Source organism: Virgibacillus sediminis (genome assembly GCF_042643265.1).
Classification (GTDB): Bacteria; Bacillota; Bacilli; order Bacillales; family Amphibacillaceae; genus Virgibacillus_O; species Virgibacillus_O sediminis.
Window position 1 is genome coordinate 79,686 of record NZ_JBHRRZ010000017.1, and the last position, 15,701, is coordinate 95,386.

Annotated in this window: 19 protein-coding genes; 6 read left to right on the forward strand and 13 right to left on the reverse strand. The window is 48.0% G+C overall.

Going from position 1 to position 15,701, the window contains the following annotated elements; genetic code table 11:
* Positions 1–204: 204 nt before the first annotated feature.
* Positions 205–1,875 carry an arginine--tRNA ligase gene (gene argS / locus ACFODW_RS11400; RefSeq protein WP_390306497.1) on the reverse strand — a complete coding sequence of 557 codons (1,671 nt, stop codon included), beginning with the start codon at positions 1,873–1,875 and terminating at the stop codon, positions 205–207.
* Entirely contained in the window at positions 1,872–2,312 is a 441-nt protein-coding gene (locus ACFODW_RS11405; protein WP_390306499.1) for a DUF1934 domain-containing protein, read from the reverse strand. Before ACFODW_RS11405 ends, argS begins: the two co-directional genes overlap by 4 nt.
* 169 nt (positions 2,313–2,481) lie before the next feature.
* Between ACFODW_RS11405 and ACFODW_RS11410 the strand changes: the two genes are divergently transcribed.
* Entirely contained in the window at positions 2,482–4,509 is a 2,028-nt protein-coding gene (locus ACFODW_RS11410) for a transglycosylase domain-containing protein (protein WP_390306501.1), read from the forward strand.
* A 25-nt stretch (positions 4,510–4,534) separates the two neighbouring features.
* Here ACFODW_RS11410 and ACFODW_RS11415 read toward each other — a convergent pair whose 3' ends face one another.
* The 4 genes from ACFODW_RS11415 to ACFODW_RS11430 all read right to left on the reverse strand — a co-directional run bounded on the left by ACFODW_RS11415 (position 4,535) and on the right by ACFODW_RS11430 (position 7,632).
* Positions 4,535–4,834: a TIGR04104 family putative zinc finger protein gene (locus ACFODW_RS11415; RefSeq protein ID WP_390306503.1), complete on the reverse strand. Its 300-nt coding sequence runs from the start codon at positions 4,832–4,834 to the stop codon at positions 4,535–4,537.
* 242 nt (positions 4,835–5,076) lie between these two features.
* The gene (locus tag ACFODW_RS11420) at positions 5,077–5,592 is read right to left on the reverse strand and encodes a YwhD family protein (protein ID WP_390306505.1); all 516 of its coding nucleotides are present in this window, start codon (positions 5,590–5,592) and stop codon (positions 5,077–5,079) included.
* Between the two features lie 236 nt (positions 5,593–5,828).
* Positions 5,829–6,323 (reverse strand): YwgA family protein, encoded by a 495-nt coding sequence (locus ACFODW_RS11425; RefSeq protein ID WP_390306507.1) that lies wholly within the window; start codon positions 6,321–6,323, stop codon positions 5,829–5,831.
* Complete coding sequence (locus ACFODW_RS11430) at positions 6,313–7,632, reverse strand: HD domain-containing protein (RefSeq protein ID WP_390306509.1); 1,320 nt, start codon at positions 7,630–7,632, stop codon at positions 6,313–6,315. Before ACFODW_RS11430 ends, ACFODW_RS11425 begins: the two co-directional genes overlap by 11 nt.
* Before the next feature lie 93 nt (positions 7,633–7,725).
* On the opposite strand from ACFODW_RS11430, the gene ACFODW_RS11435 reads away from it, so the two are divergent.
* A complete protein-coding gene (locus tag ACFODW_RS11435) occupies positions 7,726–8,622 on the forward strand; it encodes a lipoate--protein ligase family protein (RefSeq protein WP_390306512.1) in 897 nt (298 codons plus the stop codon).
* Between the two features lie 109 nt (positions 8,623–8,731).
* Here the strand turns inward: ACFODW_RS11435 and pta are convergent, their stop codons facing one another.
* Positions 8,732–9,703, reverse strand: a complete 972-nt coding sequence (gene pta / locus ACFODW_RS11440; protein ID WP_390306514.1) for a phosphate acetyltransferase — start codon at positions 9,701–9,703, stop codon at positions 8,732–8,734.
* A 193-nt stretch (positions 9,704–9,896) separates the two neighbouring features.
* On the opposite strand from pta, the gene hemQ reads away from it, so the two are divergent.
* A complete protein-coding gene (gene hemQ / locus ACFODW_RS11445; protein WP_390306516.1) occupies positions 9,897–10,646 on the forward strand; it encodes a hydrogen peroxide-dependent heme synthase in 750 nt (249 codons plus the stop codon).
* Between the two features lie 160 nt (positions 10,647–10,806).
* On the opposite strand, the gene ACFODW_RS11450 is transcribed toward hemQ, so the two are convergent.
* A complete protein-coding gene (locus tag ACFODW_RS11450) occupies positions 10,807–10,947 on the reverse strand; it encodes a hypothetical protein (protein ID WP_390306518.1) in 141 nt (46 codons plus the stop codon).
* Positions 10,948–11,064: 117 nt separating this feature from the next.
* On the opposite strand from ACFODW_RS11450, the gene ACFODW_RS11455 reads away from it, so the two are divergent.
* From ACFODW_RS11455 to ACFODW_RS11465, 3 genes are all read left to right on the forward strand, one after another.
* Positions 11,065–11,490 (forward strand): cell wall hydrolase, encoded by a 426-nt coding sequence (locus ACFODW_RS11455; protein ID WP_390306520.1) that lies wholly within the window; start codon positions 11,065–11,067, stop codon positions 11,488–11,490.
* A gap of 24 nt (positions 11,491–11,514) precedes the next feature.
* On the forward strand, positions 11,515–11,985 hold the full coding sequence (gene gerQ / locus ACFODW_RS11460) for a spore coat protein GerQ (protein ID WP_390306522.1): 471 nt from the start codon (positions 11,515–11,517) through the stop codon (positions 11,983–11,985).
* A gap of 115 nt (positions 11,986–12,100) precedes the next feature.
* Positions 12,101–12,352 carry a hypothetical protein gene (locus ACFODW_RS11465; protein ID WP_390306524.1) on the forward strand — a complete coding sequence of 84 codons (252 nt, stop codon included), beginning with the start codon at positions 12,101–12,103 and terminating at the stop codon, positions 12,350–12,352.
* Here ACFODW_RS11465 and ACFODW_RS11470 read toward each other — a convergent pair.
* The 5 genes from ACFODW_RS11470 to ACFODW_RS11490 form a co-directional block, all read right to left on the reverse strand.
* Entirely contained in the window at positions 12,347–12,715 is a 369-nt protein-coding gene (locus ACFODW_RS11470; RefSeq protein ID WP_390306526.1) for a DUF423 domain-containing protein, read from the reverse strand. The genes ACFODW_RS11465 and ACFODW_RS11470 overlap by 6 nt on opposite strands.
* Positions 12,716–12,729: 14 nt before the next feature.
* Positions 12,730–13,047 carry a YwdI family protein gene (locus ACFODW_RS11475; protein WP_390306528.1) on the reverse strand — a complete coding sequence of 106 codons (318 nt, stop codon included), beginning with the start codon at positions 13,045–13,047 and terminating at the stop codon, positions 12,730–12,732.
* Positions 13,048–13,189: 142 nt separating this feature from the next.
* The gene (locus tag ACFODW_RS11480) at positions 13,190–13,321 is read right to left on the reverse strand and encodes a hypothetical protein (RefSeq protein WP_390306531.1); all 132 of its coding nucleotides are present in this window, start codon (positions 13,319–13,321) and stop codon (positions 13,190–13,192) included.
* Between the two features lie 293 nt (positions 13,322–13,614).
* Positions 13,615–13,920: a phasin family protein gene (locus ACFODW_RS11485; RefSeq protein WP_390306533.1), complete on the reverse strand. Its 306-nt coding sequence runs from the start codon at positions 13,918–13,920 to the stop codon at positions 13,615–13,617.
* A complete protein-coding gene (locus tag ACFODW_RS11490; RefSeq protein WP_390306535.1) occupies positions 13,913–15,577 on the reverse strand; it encodes an ABC1 kinase family protein in 1,665 nt (554 codons plus the stop codon). The genes ACFODW_RS11485 and ACFODW_RS11490 overlap by 8 nt, the downstream gene beginning before the upstream one ends.
* Between the last annotated feature and the right edge of the window lie 124 nt (positions 15,578–15,701).

Below are 15,701 nucleotides of genomic sequence, written 5' to 3' on the forward strand. Positions count from 1 at the left end.
CCAATCGCTGTGCGAAGTGTCGATAAATCTGTGCTTCGAGCGATATCCTGTGGGTGCTACCGATAAACCTGTGCTCCTAGCGATATCCTAAGCCTACCGCCGATAAAACCGCTCTCCCGCTGATTCCACCCCCACCAATCCCCGCGCTCCTTTCAATCAAAAAAGAAGAAGCACCGTCTCCGGTACTCCTTCTCCGATAATGTATTACATTTTTTCCGGTGCATGGACACCGATCAGGCCAAGTGAATTGGCGATGGTGGTGCGGACTGCTTTCATCAATGCAATGCGGGCGCTGGTCCGTTTTGGCTGTTCGGGATCCAGCACTTTTTCTGCATTGTAGAAGCTATGCAGCAGGGATGCCAGGTCGAACACATAATTGGTCACCTTCTGCGGGGTATGTTTCTCTGCAGCTTCTGTTACTACTTGCGGCAATTCGCCGAGTTTCTTCAGCAGGTCGACTTCCTTTTCGGCGGTCAGAAGGGATGCATCGAACTCGCTGTCGGTGTCGAACCCTTTTGCTTTCGCCTGTTCGAGCATCGTGCAGATTCGTGCATGGGCATACTGCACGTAGTATACCGGATTGTCGTTGGACTGCGAACGCGCCAGTTCGATATCGAAATCCAGCTGGGAATCATTGGAACGGGCCACGAAGAAATAACGGACCGCGTCATTTCCGATTTCGTCCATCAACTCCCTTAATGTAACGGCCGTGCCGGCACGCTTGCTCATTTTCTGCTTTTCACCTTGTTCAAACAGGTTGACCATCTGAATGATCTTCACATCGAATTTGTCCACGGAATAGCCGAGGGCCTGGATGGCTGCCCGCATTCTGGCGATATAGCCGTGGTGGTCGGCGCCCCAGACATTGATGATCTTGTCAAAGCCGCGTTCAAGTTTATTTTGATGATAAGCGATATCCGGTGTCAGGTAGGTGTAATTTCCATCCTGTTTGATCAGCACACGGTCCTTGTCATCGCCAAGGTCTGTCGTGCGGAACCAGGTCGCCCCGTCCTGTTCATAGATATAGCCGGCGTCTTCCAGCTTTTTCAATGCCTCGGTGATTTTTCCTTCTTTATAAAGGGATCTTTCCGAAAACCAGTTGTCGAATTGAACGCCGAAATCGGCCAGGTCCTTTTCAATATTGCCGAGGGCATGCTTCAATCCGTACTCCTTGAAGAACTCCAACCGTTCCTCCAGATCGGCGTCTGCCCATTTTTCCCCGTATTCCTCGCTTAAGGCTCTGCCGATTTCCGCAATGTCCTCACCGCGGTAGCCATCCTCCGGCATTTCTGCATCACGGCCGAGTGCCTGGAGATAGCGGGCTTCGACGGACAATGCGAGATTGTCAATCTGGTTTCCTGCATCATTGATATAGTACTCCCGCTCCACTTCATAGCCGGCCGCTGCCAGCACATTGCAGAGGACGTCCCCGAAAGCGGCCCCACGCGCATGGCCTAGGTGGAGTTTTCCGGTCGGATTGACAGATACGAATTCCACCTGGACACGCTCGCCTTGTCCTGCATCGGTCTTCCCATATTCTGAGCCGGCCTCAAGAATGGATGGGATCACCTTTTCCAGAAAATCATTTTTCATAAAAAAGTTAATAAAACCCGGTCCGGCAATTTCCACTTTCTCAATCGACGCCTTGGATTGATCCAGATTATTCACGATATCGTCAGCAATCTGCCTCGGCGCCTTCTTGGCGATCCGGGCCAGCTGCATGGCAATATTACTTGCAAAATCACCATGTGCCTTCTCTTTCGGTTTTTCCAGAATGATTTCCGGCAGCTCTTCGGCGGTTGCCAGGCCTGCACCTGTGACGGCATCCGCAATTTCCTTTTTCAATGTCTCTTCTGTCTGTGCCAGGACGTTCATTTGCTTTCCTCCTCGGTAATGATCAGCTCTAGTTGGTGCTTGCGCTCTTCCTGCCCATTCAATTTGACATGGTAGGAGATTTTCAAATATCCTGTATCGGCTTCGTCCACCGATTGATAGAAAATGCTATTGGTATATGTCTCCATATGTATCTTCCCATGTGGGTGATGATAAAGATTCTCCGTCGTTCCGTTCTCCGTGAATTTCTGGTTCATCTTTACCAGTCCGGTACGTTTGATCGTCACCTTATCGGACTGGATGGTAATCAGATTATCGGTTACTCCTTGTCCCTCTAACTCTTCCTCGAAGGTGAGGACATCCAGTTTCCCTTTCTGGTAGAATTTTCCCGGCTGTTTGACGGTGTTGTACTCCATCTGGCCATTATCATCAATGATGGTTCGAAGTTCCACTGCTACTTGCTTAAACTGTAGACCCATAACATCTCCTCTATTTCGCCTCTAGTCGTTATTGTATCATTATAGCGATAAATGTCAGCCATTCGCAATACAATCGTGAAAGTTTTCCTCAACAAGCCCGCCGTATCGTTTAATTCCTTTTATTTTTTCCCATAATGGTACTAATTGCGCACCAATAGGAGAAATCATAATGGGAAAGAAAAGTAGACGTTTTCTATGGAAGGCAGGCTTCCGGCTGGCACTTCTCGCCGCTGTGGTGCTTGCCGGAATATATGGTATCAGTTATCTGCTTGGACCTCCACCTCTCCATGAGGAACAGCATACTACCTACTATACGGAGTCGGGTGATGTATTTGGTGAGGAAAAAGGGCGTGAAGGCGGGGACTGGAAAGAGCTCGATGAACTGGATTCCGACCTGGTATCTGCCACGATCTTGATTGAGGACCAGCACTTCTATGACCATCCAGGCTTTGATTTTAAACGAATCATGGGAGCCATGTGGGAAAACATCCGTACTGGAACATTGAAGGAAGGTGCAAGTACACTGACCCAGCAATATGCGAGAAACTTGTATCTTTCCCATGAAAAAACCTGGTCGAGAAAGCTGAAGGAAGCATTCTATACGATCCGGCTGGAAATGTTCTATTCAAAGGATGACATACTGGAGGGCTATTTAAATTCCGTCTACTACGGCCATGGCGCCTATGGAGCGGAATCAGCCAGCCAGCTGTTCTTCCAAAAATCGGCAGAGGATCTGAGCATTGCCGAAGCAAGCATGCTCGCGGCCATTCCGAAAGGCCCTACCTACTATTCGCCATGGAACAATGAAGAGAATGCCGAAAACCGGCAGAATCAGATACTCGCGATCATGCTGGACCATGGCGCTATCTCGGATGCCGAATATCAGTTAGCGGTGGCAGAAGAACTGGATTACGCTCCGAAACAAACAAAGAAAGTCGAAAAAGAAGCTCCCTATTTCCAGGATACCGCCTTGTCGGAAGCGGCGGAGATTCTAGATATGGAGCCGGAGGATATCCGGTCAGGCGGATATGAAATACATACGACCTTAAATCTCCGTCAGCAAAAGAAGTTGGAAAATGAACTGGCGGAGGAATTCCACCCTTCCAGTGAGGCTCAGGCGGGAGTGCTCGCTATGAATCCGGAAAACGGAGCGATTGTGGCCATGAGCGGAGGACGGGACTATCAGGAGAGCAGCTTCAACCGGGCGGTGTCAGCCAAGCGTATGCCAGGCTCTTCCTTCAAGCCGTTCCTGTATTATGCTGCCCTGCAGCATGGCTACACACCGGCAACCAAACTGATCAGCAAACCTACCTCCTTTCAATTGGAGGACGGGGAGGTCTACCAGCCGAGCAATTACAATGGCTATTATGCCAACGAAGAAATCACTCTCGCACAGGCCATTGCATTGTCTGATAATATCTATGCCGTAAAAACCAATATGTATCTCGGCCCCGACCTGCTGATTGATACAGCAAAGGAGTTCGGCTTTACCAGCGACCTGCCTGCAGTGCCTTCGCTTGCACTCGGAACGGCAGCAGTCACCATAGAGGAAATGGTACAGGCCTACAGCATGCTGGCAAATGGCGGACGTGACATCGAAAGCCATACCGTTAAAAAAATCGCCGACCGTCATGGAAAGGTATTATATGAAAGAGAGGAAACAGAAGGCGAACAGGTTCTTGATCCGAAAACCGCCTTCATCCTGACCCATATGCTGACAGGCATTTTCGACCGGGAGCTGGACGGCTATATGGCTGTGACCGGCTCACCGATTGCAGGGCAGCTGAGCCATATTTATGCAGGCAAATCCGGCACGACCGCAAGCGACAGCTGGATGATCGGCTATAGCCCCTCCCTTGTGACAGGGGTCTGGGTCGGCTACGACGATAACCGGTCGATGGATAAGACGGCGGAAACCCGCTACGCCAAGAAAATTTGGGCAGGATTCATGGAAAGGGCACATCAAGGGATGGAGCAGCAGGCATTTGATGTCCCGGCAGGAGTCGTCGGCATCCCGATCGATCCGGAGACAGGTGAACGGGCGACACCATACTGTGAAGCGAGCCGTGTAATGTACTTTGAAAAAGGGACCGAGCCCAGGCAGTACTGCTCGGAGCATTACCACCAAAAGGATATAAAAGAGGAAGAGAGAGATGGAAAAGGAGTCATCGAAAAATGGTTTGAGCTGTTTTTCTAAGAAGGATATTGTTTTTTCAACGAAATCACCAAAGCGGCTCTTCGTCGTTTGACAGTGTTAATATATAAGGGTAAATGGCTAAATGTAATGGGAAGAGCAACAGCAGGGCAATAACGACCATAATAGAAGGGCCTAAGAACAAATTCATCGTCATGATGACGGTGATGGCTATGAAATTCATGAGGCTGGTCACTTTCCTCGTCCTGGCTGTAGCATACTGTGTTGCCCCACAGTGAGGGCAAGCCATCGAATTTTTTAAACTGAACCATTTCTTGATCGTCTCTTTCCAACTCCAGGAGCTGTGGCATTGTTGGCAAACGGGCATTCTCAAGCCTCCTCAGCAAGGGTATAGAAAAATCAGTCAATTGAATTGTACCATACGCTACTTATCAAATTGTATAAATTCGACAAAAAAAGAAGCCGACAATCCAAGGGGTCCGTTCCCTTGTTTGTCGGCTTCTTTTTGTCCTAGTAATACATGAGTCAGCCCATGTACTAATATTTTACAAATTTCTTGAACAAAGTACAACAATTTAATTATTTATTCATAATTCGGACACAAACTGTTCACGATTCCGGCAGTGCCTCTTTCAATTCATCGGTGGAATTATTCCACATATCTTCATTGAAATCCACTAGGAAATCACGCAGCAGCTTTTTGGAATGGTCATCCATATGGTCCACGATCACTTTGCCTTTAAGGGCTTTTTCCATATGTTTGACATGCTCCGGCATTGATTTGTACGCAAGTTTGATGGAGCGGTCAACCCGGATTTCACAGCCGGTCACGCCTGAATAATATGGTCCGTTCTCGCCCCGGGCTACATTGACCCAGACAATCCAGTACAATTTGCCGTTCGGTACTTTATCCTTGTCCGGCTGGAATTTGACCCGGCGTTCGACATCACTGCGGGCATGCATGGCGCCCATATCAACATATGCCTTGTCTTCATTCGGGTCCACGATGACAGCGGACATGTTTTCCAAGCTGATTGCCCCACCACCATAACCGCCATGTCCATCGGTGGAATCGTCTTTAATAATAGTAAATGAGTTTTTCTTCTTCTCCTGATCAGAACTCACCTATAAGCCCTCCTTTTCTGGCTTTTTCTCCATTGTAGCACAGCAGATGCCCCATTTCCTAATGACGGGACTGCAGGAGGGAGAGCCAGTCGTGGTGTTTTATCCAATGATAAATCTGAACCAACGGGAAAGTTTGGTGAGTGGATATTAACTGCCCCGGAAATATACTCCGCTTTCCGCGAGCGGCTGGTAAGCCACCTTGTGCTATCGCACTGCGGCATTACCAGTTCGCCCAGTCAGTGCTTCAGTTTATGGATGAATTGGATGGCTTCCTCAATTTCTTCATCGGTGTATTTCTGCTTTGGTTTGACCGTATGGACTTTTTCAATATTTTCCTCCAGTGGAAGATGGTCAAAATACATGAGGGTGGAAACGAGCTCCAAGAATCTCGAGCTCTTATTCTGCATTAATGATACATATTCCTCCAGGTTCGGCATCTCACTGGAAAACTGCTGGAGGAAGGAATGCCCATCCTCTGTTACAGTATAGCGGTACTGCGAATAATTCCCTTTATCCTCTTTGACTTCGCTCACAAACCCAAGGTTGCATAATTCCTCTACTCGGAGTGTCAGTTCTTCGGAGTATGGGCCGTAAAAATGAAACTCGTATTTTTCCTCAAACGGCATCTTGCATTTCTGCATGATATAAATCATTTTCTGCAGCTTTTTCCTTCCCGTCAGCTCATCGGCTTCGGCAAAAAACTGCATCAATCTTGCATGATTAGTCAGCATCAACTATCTCTCCCTGCCCATATAAAATTTCATAAATGCGCTGTTTTCTATGTTCATCCTCTAATGCATCCAATAAATCGGTCGGAAAATACAATTTATGGTCGGTCCGCTTTTTCCCCGAGATGGCTTCTACAATATCCGAATTCCTGGAAAGCTCCTTCAGTTCATTATTCGGCATCAAGAGATGGATCGGAAGCCTTTCTTCCTCTTCACCCGGACGATAGAAATCATACGGGAGGTCGGAAGAGGAATCAACAACCAGATAATATTCCGGATCAATGTCCGCTTCCTGGAATAGCCGGTGCAGCTCCATCCACTCTCTCATCTGCAGGTTCGGGTTGAACTCCACATACTTGAACAGACGGCGGTTCATGAACCGTTCGCATAGATCACGGAGGATTTCATCATCTTCTTCCTGCCAGAGTTGGAAATAATAATGCACGATCATTTCATCCAGCTTCAGATATTCTTCCAAGTCCACATTTCCTTTGAAGAAGGAAATGAAATGGGTCGGCTGCAGTTTGAAGGTAAAATCATCCCGCTCATATAGATACTTGGCCCTGTGCAGGATTTTTGACAAAATCACTTCCGCACTTCTTGTAACAGGATGGAAGTATACCTGCCAGTACATCTGGTAACGGCTCATGATATAGTCCTCCACCGCATGCATGCCCGTGGATTTAACCACCACCTGATCCTCGGTAGGGCGCATCACCCGAAGGATTCTTTCCATATCAAAATGGCCGTAGCTCACCCCGGTGAAATACGCATCCCGCTGCAGATAATCCATCCGGTCGGCATCGATTTGGCTCGATATCAGGCTGACGACAAGCTTATTGGGATATGTTTTGGCGATGACATCGGCGACCTTCTGTGCAAGCCCCTTTTCTGCCCGCTCTAACACTTTGTTTACCCTGGTATCCCCCAGAATAATCCGCTGGGTGAAATCTTCGTGATCCAGTTTGAACACTTTCTCAAAGGAATGGGAAAAAGGTCCGTGCCCGAGATCATGCAAAAGCGCTGCACACAGGCAAAGCAGCCGTTCTTCCTTATTCCAATTCGGCCTGTCCTGGAAATTATTAAGAATTCGCCGGACAATTTCGTAGACACCGAGGGAATGGTTAAAACGGCTGTGCTCTGCTCCATGAAAGGTATAATTGGTCGTCCCCAACTGTTTAATCCGGCGCAGGCGCTGGAATTCCGGGGAAGCAATCAGATCCCAGATCACCCTGTCCTTGACATGGACATAGCGGTGGACGGGATCCTTGAATACCTTCTCTTCATTCAATTGTTCATCCTTATATTCCATTTATTTTCAACCCGTTTCTTTTCGACGATTTGATAGTAATTAGTATATAATAAGTTGGAGAATGACAAAAGAGGTTAATAAGCGAGGTCAGCTATGAAAAACTGGAAGGAAATCGTGAGCCACACGACATTTCGGCACCTGGACCACTCAACAAAAAAATTTTTTTACGAAGAACCATATACAGCAATGACTTCCTTTGCCGTGGACGATGCACTCGCCCTTTCCATCAGCGACAATGCCTCTCCCCCGGCCATCCGGCTCTGGGTCCACCCAGACACCATCGTACTAGGTATTCCGGATGCCCGTCTCCCGTATATTGAAGAGGGAGTCGAATACCTTGCCGGCGAGGGCTATCATGTCGTTGTCCGCAATTCGGGCGGTCTTGCCGTCGCACTGGATGAAGGAGTATTGAATATCTCCCTGGTTCTTCCAGGGGTCAAAAATATATCCATCCATGATTGTTACGAAGCGATGGTCAGCTTCGTCAAATATATGCTGAACGATGTCACCGACCAGATTGAGGCATATGAAATCGAGGACTCCTACTGCCCCGGCGATTTTGACCTGAGCATCAGCGGCCGCAAGTTTGCAGGAATTTCGCAGCGCCGCATCAAGGATGGAGCAGCCATTCAGATCTACCTTGATGTGGAAGGAGACAGCCATCGGCGGGCTTCACTTATCCGCGAGTTCTATCGGCTCAGCAAAAAAGGAGAACAGACCAAGTTCGACTATCCGGAAATAAATCCGGAAGTGATGGGTTCCCTTTCCGAGCTGCTCGGCCGCAAGATGACCGTCGGGGATATGAAACAACGGGTCCACCGCGCATTGGAGGATCTGAACGACGAAATTGTTACCGATGATTTTTCTGTGAAAGAAGAAGAAACGTTCAAAAAGCGGATGGAACTGATGAAAAAGCGGAATAAAGACATTGCGGAAATGCTGCATCCGCCAGCCGGCGACGTACGGACTATTTCCAGCGACCAGGGGTAAATTATTGCTAGGGCCAAAGCGTAGGCCTAAATATGCTAATCCTGCATACATGTCAGATATAGATGTTAAAAAAAGCTGAAGCGGCCGGGCCGCTTCAGCTTTTTTACGTTTACTCTGATTGTGCTGCTGTAATCAAGGCAAGATTGTAGACATCTTCCGAGCTGCAGCCGCGGGACAGATCATTGACAGGTGCATTGAGCCCCTGCAGGATCGGCCCTACTGCTTCAAAACCTCCCAGTCGCTGAGCTATTTTATAGCCGATGTTTCCAGCTTCAAGGCTTGGGAAGATGAACGTATTAGCATCGCCTTTTAGGATGGAATCCGGAGCTTTCTTCTCTGCCACACTCGGCACGAAGGCCGCATCGAATTGGAACTCACCATCGATGACGATATCCGGATTTTTTTCACGGGCAATCTGCAATGCTTCCGTCACTTTTTCGGTTTCTTCGGATTTAGCCGACCCTTTTGTGGAGAAGCTGAGCATGGCAACCCTTGGATCTACACCAAACAGCTTTCCTGTGTTGGCACTTTCCACCGCGATTTCGGCAAGGTCCTGGCTGTCAGGGGAGATGTTAATTGCACAGTCTGCAAAGACATATTTCTCATCATCCCGAACCATGATGAACACACCGGATGTTTTCTTGACGCCTTCTTTGGTCTTAATGATCTGCAGTGCCGGGCGAACGGTATCGGCAGTTGAATGGGCCGCACCGCTTACAAGGCCGTCCGCCTGGTTCATATACACAAGCATGGTGCCGAAGTAATTCTCATCCTGTAGGATCTTCCGGGCATCCTCCTCGCTGGCTTTCCCTTTCCGGCGTTCCACAAAGGTTTCCACCATCAGGTCGAACTCCGGGAATGACTTAGGGTCCAGGATTTCCGCTGTGCCCACATCGACACCGACATCCTCTGCCTTTTGCTTGATTTCAGCTTTATCTCCGACCAGAATCGGGGTAAGAATCCCGGCTGCACCCAGCTGGCTGGCCGCTTTCAGGATACGCTCATCCAATCCTTCCGGGAAAACAATCTTTTTATTTTTGGTTTCCACTTTTGCTTTTAATTCATCAAATAAACTACTCATTTTGACATTCCTCCTAGCTGCATCTATCCCATCATAAAGGATTTTCCTTGTTTATGGAAGAAATCAAAATTGACATTCCCATGACAACTAAAGAAAAATCCTGAGACGGAGGGCCATCATATATGATTATCTTACCCTAATTATGATAGACTAAAAACATAAGTCATTTACAGCAAATTAAGGAGAGATAGATATGGTAGAAGCAGTCGAAACCATGGACGGCTGGTACAGCCTGCACGACCTGCGCACAATTGACTGGTCTTCCTGGAAGTTGGCATCCGAAGCGGAGCGCAAGGAAGCCATCGACAGTCTGGATCAGCTGATTGCCAAGTGGGAGACGGTAGAAGAGGCAGGAAATGGAAGCCAGGTCCTGCATAAAGTGGTCGGTCAAAAAGCAGACCTTATCTTCATGTTCCTGCGCCCCACCATGGAAGAACTTTCTGATATGGAAACGGAATTGAATAAATCCAAAATGGGCGAATTCCTATTGCCGGCACATTCCTATGTATCGGTAGTAGAACTGTCCAAATACCGCCCGGCCAAAGATGGCGTAGACCCAGAAACCCTTCCCGAGACACAGAAACGCCTCAAGCCGATCCTTCCGAAGTGGGAGCACATCTGCTTCTACCCGATGGACAGGCGCCGCAGCGGAGAGGAAAACTGGTATACTCTGGAAAAAGACGTACGCGCAAAGATGTTATATGAACACAGCAAAACCGGCCGGAAATACGCCGGCAAAGTGAGCCAGGTCATCACCGGCTCCATCGGCCTCGATGACTGGGAGTGGGGAGTCACCCTCTTTGCACATGAGCCCCTCCAGTTCAAAAAAATTGTATATGAAATGCGTTTTGACGAAGTGAGCTCCCGCTACGGCGAGTTCGGTGAATTCTTCGTCGGCAACCTGCTGCCAAGAGAAGACATTCCTAAATACCTGGAAGTATAATGATGAAAGGCTGCCACTCCTGTATTGGAGTGGCAGCCTTTTTATGATGAAAAGGAGCGGAGTTGAGCTTAGCGATTGTTGTTGCGGGCTTCCGGGCGATATACGATGCCTCCTGCCGATTCCACGTTCCTCCCGCCGATTTCCATCTCGTGCTGCTGATTTATTTCGCCTCCTGCTGATTTCCACTACCTGCTGCTGATTCACCACGTCTCCTGCCGATTACACGTTCCTCCCTCCGATATCCATCACGTACTGCTGATTTATTCCGCCTTCCGCTGATATCTATCACGTCCTGACCCACCCAACCCTCCACACAATAATTTTTCCTCGGCCATTTCCTTGTCATCATTCCCGGGCTTTACTCATAGATATATTTAGTGAGCCAGCACCAAGAATTCAGCAGAAATGAGGTATCTTTATGGCTGTAATCAAACATACGGAAGAAGATGTTGCCTTATTGGCAAGGTTGATGCGGGCGGAAGCTGAGGGAGATGGGAAGCTCGGCATGCTGATGGTCGGGAATACCGGCGTAAACAGGGTTATCGCGGATTGCTTGGACTTCCCGGGGATCCGTAATATAAGAGAAATGGTCTTCCAAAGTCCCGGCGGTTTTGAAGCAACCCAGAAGGGCTACTTCTATCAGCGTGCAAGAGAACAGGATAAGCGCCTTGCCAGAAGGGCAATCCAAGGAGAACGTCAGCATCCGGCGTCCAATTCCCTATGGTTCTTCAGGCCGGAAGGAGCCTGTCCGGCCCAGTGGTTCAATCAGTGGAATACAGGCCGTTACAAGGCACACTGCTTCTTCGCTCCTACCGCATCAGCATGTCCGCGTGTAGTACGATAATTTCCTAATCAGGAGGGTGTTCACATGAGCAATCAGTATGATGACGACAAACAGCAGCACAGCAATCCATATCAGGCATATCCGTACTATTATTATCCGCAGGGTTCACCGGCATATTATCCGGCTTTCCAGTCCCGGCAAATTTCCCCGCAGACCCAGCTAGGGCAACAGCAGCAACCGCAAATGCAACAGTTCCAGCAAACCGGCCTGCCGATGGAACAATCCTATATCGAAAATATTCTGCGTTTGAACCGTGGAAAGCAGGCCAGGGTGTACATGACCTTTGAGAACGGAGGCCAGGGGGATTCCCGTACATTCACCGGCATTATCGAAGAAGCAGGAAGGGATCACATCGTATTGAATGATACGGAAAGCGGAAGATGGTATCTGTTGCTCATGATTTACCTGGACTATGTAGAATTCGGGGAAGAGATCAACTACTCCTATCCATTCCAGGGCGGCACCGGGCAATTCTCAGCATATCCGCCTAGATAAATGAAAGGGATGGCACATGATGTGCCATCCCTTTCCAACCATTAAAGAGCAGATCGGCCGCTTATATTCCTGTCTGCCACTGCAGGTAAAGACAAGATTTTGGGAGGGAACTAAGATGCGCCACCCCTATGAAAAGCTCGTCCGTATGGAACTTGCCGCCATTGCCTCTGTCATTCTTTTCGGTGTCATTGCCCTGATCCAAGGATTTCTTCTGTTCATTCTACTATCGTTTTATCTGCTCGCATTCAGCCTCCTATGTGAGGCCATGTTGTTATGGCAGACGGGCAATTCTCCAGATGCAGGCAAACAGGGCCTCCGCGCCGTTCTGCTTTTTATTTTTACAACCTACTTGTTTTTCCATTTATAAAAATCTCATGACGGCTGTGCCAAGCAGCACCCAACCAATCAAAAATGCCACTCCACCAAGCGGCGTAATCATCGCGAAGGTCTTGATGGCCGTTGTCGAGTAGATGTAAAGGCTGCCGGAGAACAAGATGATCCCGATGAAGAACATCCAGCCAGCCCAGGTGATGCTTGCTCCAGTAATTTTCTCGGCTAATAGCCCGGTCACGAGCAGTGCCACCGTATGAAACATCTGATAGTTGACCGCTTTTTCCCATGTGTTCAATGCCTTCTGTGACAGCTTCCCTTCCAATCCATGTGCGCCGAACGCACCAAGTGCGACTGCAAGGAATCCGTTAACCATTCCAATAAGCAGAAATAATTTCATCTTGAACCCTTCCTTTAAAAATCAAATATAGAGTCGCCGTTAGCATCATCGTCCTCATCGATGACAGATCTGCGTGCCTTGCCTGTATTCCGGCTGGCGGCAGCTTCATTACCGAGCATGGCCTTGATCTCTTCTTCTGAGAACTCATCGGCCTTTTGGACGGTTGGAGCCTTTTTGTCCTCCGGAGTGGAATCACCTTCCAAGAACAAGTCACACAGCAGACGGATTTTTTCCATATGCATGGTCAATTTCTCAGGCTTATGCTGCTCCGCCTTTGCTTCCTGTAATTCCTTCATCATCTTTTGAATGATTGTCTCATTCGCAATAGCCACGCGCGATCTCTCCTTATGTACCAATAATTATCTTTCCCCCAGTATAACATGTTTTCCTCCCGAATTCGCTGCGGGACTCCTCTTATATTTTCCCATCAAAAAACCCTGGAAATCAGCCTTCCAGGATTCTACTTCTGCCTATTCACGAGATTTTCTCTGTCTTTTCTTCTATGTAGCGTTGATACAGCCAGTCGAGAAATTCGACTTCCTCTTCTTCCAGCTTCCTGCCAAGTTCCTCCTGTGTTTCTTCAAATAGGTGAATAAAACTCTTCATATTACACCCAAGCCCCCTGTAGTGAAACGCCGATTATTTGTTATCCTAATTCTACCGAATATATAATTAAAAATCAATGGCAAAATTATAAATAGGCAGAATTTACAGATAAATGCCAAATCTGACAGGTTTCGCATGTAACCCCAATATCCCATGTGGGTCCAGGAATCCCCGCAACTCGCCGCCATCTATGCTCGGCTGTAATTCTACCCGTATTTTAGCTATCGGCAAACCCAGAATTATCATTTTCTAAAGAGAAAAAGGGTGAACTGTTAAAAGTCCACCCTCCTTATCTATTGCTCATTCTGATTCAGTTTTGCTTCTATCTGGGTGAGGCGCGCTCTCAATTCATTGATGTCTTCTTTGGTGGCGAGGCCCAGATCCTTCGCCAGTTTCCTGGTCTGATCGTACTGTTTGGAATTCCACTCATCCCTCTTCATCTCACCTTTGACGACAAAGCTGTCCATCATGGTTTTAGCCTGCTCCTGGGTCAGTTCATTCTTATCCACCATTTCTTTTAATTTGGTATCCAACTTTTCCTTGCCGGAAATAGCGGCACCAAGCCCCAGCAGAAAACCTTTCCTCAGTGTATCACTCATTCGCAACACCCCCTCGTTTCCTGAATTGAATCATGCGGTAATGCTTATAGAACAAGATAATGATGAAAAACACCAGTACGGCGACAGCTGACAGCGCTGTTACGGCAATCCCTGTCAAACCGGTGGTATACCCATAAAATATCACACCTGCGCCAATCAGTACCATTATAAAGCTAATGGTTTCCAGAAACAGATAGAAATGATGTTTCAGGCGGAGCTCCTGTTTTATCTTGTCCCATTCTCTGTCCTTTTCCCCGTTTTCCAGCCACTTTAACATGGCCCTCGGCAATGCAAGGACAGGCTCCGCTGTTTCCTTGGCCTTCTGTTTGGCCACGGCTTCTGCAAGATTGCGGTAGCCAAACCATTTCTTCACTTGCGGCTTGGCCCATTTTTCTATATCCATCTCCGGATAAATGGCATAAAGCAGACCCGCGATGATGGACACCGCCCTTGCAAAATACGCGTAATCCGCCGGAAGCTGAATCGGCTGCTCCTGAACCATCATCTTAAACTCATCGGCAATCTGTGCCATTGTATCGCTGTCCATTTCCTTCAGCGATCCGTCCTGATAGAGGTCGAGAGCCTGTCTGATCGCTTTTTCAAGTTTTACCTTATCAGCGTTCGGCAACAGGAAATCCATATCTTCCAACGCATCTATCATTAATTGATAGTCATCGGTGATGAAGCCTCTTGCGACCCGTTTAAAATAGACCGTATCCTGTTTGCTGATCTCACCGACCATCCCGAAGTCAAGTATGGCTATTTTGCCATTTTCCTGGACAAGGATATTCCCTGCATGCGGATCTGCATGGAAGTAGCCGGGGTGCAAAAACTGGTCGATATAGAAATCAAACAGGGTTCTGGCCAGTTGTTCCGGATTAAGACGCTGCTCATTCACGTACTGCACATCGGTAATTTTGGCACCCTCCACCCAATCCATCACAAGTACTCTGCTGGTGCACAGGTGATTATAATAGGAAGGGATATGTATGGATGGCATATTCCTGTACCGCTCAAGGAAGTAATTTCCATACTTAAGCTCCTGCCGGAAATCCAGCTCCCTGTCCATCACGCGCACTAGTTCTTTGTACAGCGCCGTCAAATCAGCTTTTCTGCCAAAGTTAGTGAACACCTTGATAATCCAGAATACCATCTTTAAGGCCACGAAATCTTTACGGAAAATCTCACGGACCCGGTGCCGCTGCACTTTTACCGCCACCTTTGTCCCGTCCTTTAATTCAGCCCGGTAGACTTCCCCAATCGACGCCGAGGCAATCGATTCTGGCTCAATAGTTTTCAAATTCTTGTCCAGACTGCTGTTCCATTCTTCTTCCATCAATTCCTTGGAAATTTCAAACGGCATGGCAGACACCTGGTCGACCAGCCCAGTCAACTCACGAATGAACGCTTCCGGCAGAAAGTCCGACCTTGTACTGAGGAACTGCCCCACCTTTACAAGAACTCCTCCAAGCCTGACCGCCGTTTCCCGGAATTCGCTAGCCATGTCCGCCAGCATACGGTTCCATTGCCTGACGGTCCGATCATCCCAAATTCTGTGGGTGAAGGAGAAAAAATATAATTGAAAAATGAATTTAACAGCCATCCAGACAATGACTGTATTACGGTAAAAGAAATTGTACTTCCTGGCTTTTTCCACGGACAACACCCCATTTCCCTTTTCCCCTCCCGAGTAAGAAGATAAACATTCAAGGCATAGGGACAAGTTTTCATGCATATTTATACAAAAAAGTATTGATTTATACAGAAATTCACTTATAATT

What these genes read in the sequence shown, in the direction of transcription:
- argS (WP_390306497.1), bottom strand. Translation starts at nt 1,875, where the DNA reads ATGAACGTCCTGGCACAGACAGAAGAGACATTGAAAAAGGAAATTGCG.
- ACFODW_RS11405 (WP_390306499.1), bottom strand. Translation starts at nt 2,312, where the DNA reads ATGGGTCTACAGTTTAAGCAAGTAGCAGTGGAACTTCGAACCATCATT.
- ACFODW_RS11410 (WP_390306501.1), top strand. Translation starts at nt 2,482, where the DNA reads ATGGGAAAGAAAAGTAGACGTTTTCTATGGAAGGCAGGCTTCCGGCTG.
- ACFODW_RS11415 (WP_390306503.1), bottom strand. Translation starts at nt 4,834, where the DNA reads ATGCCCGTTTGCCAACAATGCCACAGCTCCTGGAGTTGGAAAGAGACG.
- ACFODW_RS11425 (WP_390306507.1), bottom strand. Translation starts at nt 6,323, where the DNA reads ATGCTGACTAATCATGCAAGATTGATGCAGTTTTTTGCCGAAGCCGAT.
- ACFODW_RS11430 (WP_390306509.1), bottom strand. Translation starts at nt 7,632, where the DNA reads ATGGAATATAAGGATGAACAATTGAATGAAGAGAAGGTATTCAAGGAT.
- ACFODW_RS11435 (WP_390306512.1), top strand. Translation starts at nt 7,726, where the DNA reads ATGAAAAACTGGAAGGAAATCGTGAGCCACACGACATTTCGGCACCTG.
- pta (WP_390306514.1), bottom strand. Translation starts at nt 9,703, where the DNA reads ATGAGTAGTTTATTTGATGAATTAAAAGCAAAAGTGGAAACCAAAAAT.
- hemQ (WP_390306516.1), top strand. Translation starts at nt 9,897, where the DNA reads ATGGTAGAAGCAGTCGAAACCATGGACGGCTGGTACAGCCTGCACGAC.
- ACFODW_RS11455 (WP_390306520.1), top strand. Translation starts at nt 11,065, where the DNA reads ATGGCTGTAATCAAACATACGGAAGAAGATGTTGCCTTATTGGCAAGG.
- gerQ (WP_390306522.1), top strand. Translation starts at nt 11,515, where the DNA reads ATGAGCAATCAGTATGATGACGACAAACAGCAGCACAGCAATCCATAT.
- ACFODW_RS11465 (WP_390306524.1), top strand. Translation starts at nt 12,101, where the DNA reads ATGCGCCACCCCTATGAAAAGCTCGTCCGTATGGAACTTGCCGCCATT.
- ACFODW_RS11470 (WP_390306526.1), bottom strand. Translation starts at nt 12,715, where the DNA reads ATGAAATTATTTCTGCTTATTGGAATGGTTAACGGATTCCTTGCAGTC.
- ACFODW_RS11480 (WP_390306531.1), bottom strand. Translation starts at nt 13,321, where the DNA reads ATGAAGAGTTTTATTCACCTATTTGAAGAAACACAGGAGGAACTTGGC.
- ACFODW_RS11485 (WP_390306533.1), bottom strand. Translation starts at nt 13,920, where the DNA reads ATGAGTGATACACTGAGGAAAGGTTTTCTGCTGGGGCTTGGTGCCGCT.